Origin of the sequence: Streptomyces thermovulgaris, assembly GCF_002155915.1 — a bacterium.
Classification (GTDB): domain Bacteria; phylum Actinomycetota; class Actinomycetes; order Streptomycetales; family Streptomycetaceae; genus Streptomyces; species Streptomyces thermovulgaris.
The window spans coordinates 1-4,146 of the sequence record NZ_MUME01000246.1 but is presented as its reverse complement, the minus strand read 5'-3'; the positions used below and the strand labels follow the sequence as shown (position 1 = coordinate 4,146).

Here is a 4,146-nt window from a genome sequence, read left to right as displayed (position 1 = left end):
GCTCATGGCGCGGGACCCTCCAGGGGTGGGGGACGGGTGTCTCACACCGCCACCGGCTCGCCCGCCGCCGCGGCGATCTCCGCCTCGGCGACGACACCGGCGACCCGGCGCAGCTTCTTCATGGGGCCGAGCTCGGACTCGTAGACCCTCTTCACCCCGTCGCCGAGGGAGGCCTCGATCGCACGGATGTCACGGACCAGGCGCTGCAGGCCCTGCGGTTCCACCGAGGCGGCCTGGTCGGAGCCCCACATCGCGCGGTCGAGGGTGATGTGGCGCTCGACGAGGACCGCGCCGAGGGCGACGGCGGCCAGCGTGGTCTGCAGGCCGGTCTCGTGGCCCGAGTAGCCGATCGGGACGTTCGGGTACTCCCGCTCCAGGGTGTTGATGACCCGGAGGTTCAGCTCCTCGGCCTTCGCCGGGTACGTCGACGTGGCGTGGCACAGCAGGACGTTCTCCGAGCCCAGCACCTCGACCGCGTGGCGGATCTGCTTGGGCGTCGACATCCCGGTGGACAGGACGACCGTGCGGCCCGTGGCGCGCAGGGCGCGCAGCAGCTCGTCGTCCGTCAGGCAGGCGGAGGCCACCTTGTGGGCGGGCACGTCGAACTTCTCCAGGAAGGCGACGGCCTCGGTGTCCCACGGGGAGGCGAACCAGTCGATGCCCTTGTGCCGGCAGTACTCGTCGATCTGCCGGTACTCGTCCTCGCCGAACTCCACGCGGTGGCGGTACTCGATGTAGGTCATCCGGCCCCAGGGGGTGTCGCGCTCGATGTCCCACTGGTCGCGCGGGGTGCAGATCTCGGGGGTGCGCTTCTGGAACTTGACGGCGTCGCAGCCGGCCTCGGCGGCCGCGTCGATCAGCCGGAAGGCGTTCTCCAGGTCGCCGTTGTGGTTGATGCCGATCTCACCGGTGACGTAGACGGGGCGACCGGGGCCGACCTCGCGCGAACCGATGGTGCGGATGCGGGAGCTGGTGCTCATCGTGGGACTGTCCTTACTGAGGGACTCGCTGGGACTTGGGGGTTTGAGGGACTGAGGGGTTTTCCGCGCGGGGGACTCAGGGGGTGCCGAGGAGGGAGCCGGGAGTGGCGCGGGAGCCGAGGCGGGGGCCGAGGATCCAGCCGGCGATCTCCCGGATCGCACCGTCGCCGCCGGGGCGGGTGGTGACGGCGCGGGCGGCGTCGCGCACGGCGGCGTGGGCGCTGGCGACCGCCACGGGCCAGCCGACGAGGGCGAGGCACGGCAGGTCGTTGATGTCGTTGCCGACGTAGAGCACGCGCTCGGGCGCGATGCCCTGTTCCTCGCACCACTGCTTCAGGGCGAGGTCCTTGCGGTCGACGCCGTGCAGCACCGGCAGCCGGAGCTTGCGGGCGCGGGCGGTGACGACCGGGTTCTGTTCCGTGGACAGGATCAGCATCCTCAGACCGCTGTCGCGCAGGGCCGCGATGCCGAGGCCGTCCCCGCGGTGCACGGAGACGAACTCCCGTCCCTCGGAGTCGATCAGCACCCTGTCGTCGGTCTGGGTGCCGTCGAAGTCGAGGACGACCGCGTCGATGTCGTCGGCGGTCGGGAGGACCCCGCCGGGAGCCGTTCCCGCCCGGGCGGCGCCGGGAATCCGGGGAGGGTCCGCGTCCAGGAGCGGTGCGAGGGCCCGGGCACGGGCGAGGTCGTGCGGGTCGTCGATCTCCAGCACCCGCGCGGGGTCGGTGCGCACCAGCTCCGTACGGCCGAAGAAGCGGTGCCGGTGCTCGCGCAGGCCCTCGGCCCTCATCGCATAGGCCGCCCCGGTCTCCAGCAGGTCCTGGGGCCGGTCCTGACGGCGCGGACGGAAGGACTTGTCGTGGTTGACGCCGTAGCCGCCGGCGGCCGGGGCCCCGGCGGGGCGCGCGCCGCCGCCGTCGGCGGTGGCGGCCCCGGTGCCGGCGGTCACCGCCCCGTCCGCCGCGTCCCGCCACACGAAGCCGTGGAAGGGGGCCACGGTCACCGCGGTGTCGGCACCGCGCTCGGCGACCGCGGCGGCCGCCTCGTCGATGTCCCCGGGAAGCAGGAACGGGCTGGTGCACTGCACGAGCAGCACGACGTCGACCGGGGAGCCGTGCAGCGCCTCGTACACGTCCAGGGCGTGCAGGACGGCGGCCTCGGAGGGGGCGGTGTCACCGGCGATGCCGGCCGGCCGCCGCACCACCTCGGCGCCGGCCCGGCGGGCGGTGTCCGCGATGGCCCCGTCGTCGGTGGAGACCACGACGTCGGTCACCCGCCGGGCCGCCCGGCAGGCGCGCACGGCGCGGACGACCAGCGGGACGCCGCCGACGGGGGCGAGGTTCTTCGCGGGGACGCCCTTGGAGCCGCCGCGCGCGGGGATCACCGCGAGCACACGGCGCACCGGGGTGCCGGGTCCCGGGGCCGGGACGAGGTGGGGCATGGGATTCGCTCCTTGAGGTGGGCGCGGGGCACGGCCGTTCACAGCTCCCCCCACCGCCGGATCAGGGGGGCGACGCGCTGGACGCCGTGGCGGTAGGCGCCGCGGGCGGCACGGCGGACGGTCCGCCGCAGGGGGCCGGGCTCCCTGTCGGCGGCGGGCGCGCCCGGCAGCGGGCTGCCGTCCGGGGCGAGGTGGTGGCGGGCGAGGAGGCCGGGCAGATAGCCGGGGGCGGTGACGGGGGTGTAGTAGGGCCTCAGCGGCGGCAGCTCCCCGGCGGCGAGCAGGTCGGCGAGGCGCCGGCGCGCCGTGTCGAAGGCGGCCTCGCAGGACCCTTCCCCGGGTGCCTCCCCGGCTCCGTCCCCCGAGGAGGGGTCCGCGGCGGCGACGCCCTGGCGGGCCGCCCACCGCGGGTCGGGCACGGGCTCGTACCCGGCGTCGAGCTGGTCCCAGGAGGCCAGGCAGCCGGAGCCCACGAAGTGGTGGTTGCCGAGTGCCTCCCGCACCCCCAGGTCGGTCAGGACGGCCGTGGGGATGCGCCGGTGCAGGGACTCCAGGGCGGCGGTCGAACTGACCGTGACCAGCAGGTCGGCGCGGTCCAGGACCTCGCCCATGTTCCCGTGCACCAGGCGGAGGTTGGCCGGCAGCTCCCGTCTGCGGGCCAGCTTCTGGTACGGCACCTCCTCGATGTGCGTGGTGTGCTCGCCCGGCCTGGAGCGGAGCTTGAGCAGGACCTCGCGCCCGGGGTGGCGGCGGGCGTGCCGGATCAGCCGGTCCAGCAGGTACATGCGGTCCTGGCGGCTCTCCGGCACGGAGGGCTGGGCGGCGAAGACGACCGTGTAGGGGGCCGTCCTCCGGGCGGACCCGCGGTACGGGGCACCGCCGAGGAACGGCAGCGCCGCCTCGGTGACCGCGGACGCGTCGGCCCCCACACCCTCGTACACGGCCCGGAAACGCTCCGCGTCCTGACGGGAGTTGGCGAGCACCAGGTCGGCGCCGTGGCGCAGCAGCAGACCGTCGGCGAGCTTCTCGTAGACCACGCCGACATAGCCGGTGACGACGACGGGCCGTCTGCTCCGGCCCTCCCACACACGTCCCAGTCCGTGCAGCATCGCCTGCACGCCGCCGCCGACGAGGGCGAGGACGAGGAAGTCGTACGGCTCCTCACCCGCGGCGTCCTCGTCCATGGCGCGCAGGAACTCGACGGCGGTCACCTCGCGGAGCGAGTCCGCGCGGACGCCGGCCTCGCCGAGCTGGCGGGGGGTGGGGGTGGCGCGGCCCCGCAGCAGATATCCGTCCAGGCGGACGCCGGCTCCGGCCGGGTCCTTCGGACGTCCGGGGCCCGGCGGCGCGATGCGCCGCGCGGTGAGCGCGCCCCATTTCCACCGGGTGTCGGAATCCGCGAGGACCGCCGCTCTGAGGGGTTTCTTCGCACTGGCTGGCACGCCGGAGAAGCTAAGGGCTGTCCCGTAACTGCTGGTCGCAGGTGAGATGATCATGGTGTGGCTGGTGTGATCACGGCGTCGGAGCCGTCCTGGATAGCCCCGTTCACCGGGCTGAGCCCGCGACAGTTCGGCAAGCTGATCACCGCGCTGCGGCGTGAGGGCGCCGATCCGGTCCGCAAGGGCCGGCCGTGGTCGCTGCCGCTGGAAGACCGGGTGCTGCTGGTCGCCGCGTACTGGCGCACCAACCTCACCCTGCGCCAACTCGCCCCGCTGTTCGGGGTGT

4 protein-coding genes are annotated in these 4,146 nt (G+C 74.4%); 1 reads left to right on the top strand and 3 read right to left on the bottom strand.

Annotated elements, in window-relative coordinates; all coding sequences use genetic code 11:
* Window positions 1-41 precede the first annotated feature (41 nt).
* From CCN35_RS19275 to CCN35_RS19265, 3 genes are all read right to left on the bottom strand, one after another.
* A complete protein-coding gene (locus CCN35_RS19275; RefSeq protein WP_067394421.1) occupies window positions 42-980 on the bottom strand; it encodes an N-acetylneuraminate synthase family protein in 939 nt (312 codons plus the stop codon).
* A 76-nt stretch (window positions 981-1,056) separates the two neighbouring features.
* Window positions 1,057-2,421: an acylneuraminate cytidylyltransferase gene (locus CCN35_RS19270; RefSeq protein WP_067394424.1), complete on the bottom strand. Its 1,365-nt coding sequence runs from the start codon at window positions 2,419-2,421 to the stop codon at window positions 1,057-1,059.
* A 38-nt stretch (window positions 2,422-2,459) separates the two neighbouring features.
* Window positions 2,460-3,863: a DUF6716 putative glycosyltransferase gene (locus tag CCN35_RS19265; RefSeq protein WP_067394426.1), complete on the bottom strand. Its 1,404-nt coding sequence runs from the start codon at window positions 3,861-3,863 to the stop codon at window positions 2,460-2,462.
* A 57-nt stretch (window positions 3,864-3,920) separates the two neighbouring features.
* On the opposite strand from CCN35_RS19265, the gene CCN35_RS19260 reads away from it, so the two are divergent.
* Window positions 3,921-4,146 (top strand): helix-turn-helix domain-containing protein (locus tag CCN35_RS19260; RefSeq protein WP_143631665.1); only part of this gene is annotated, 226 nt, incomplete at its 3' end.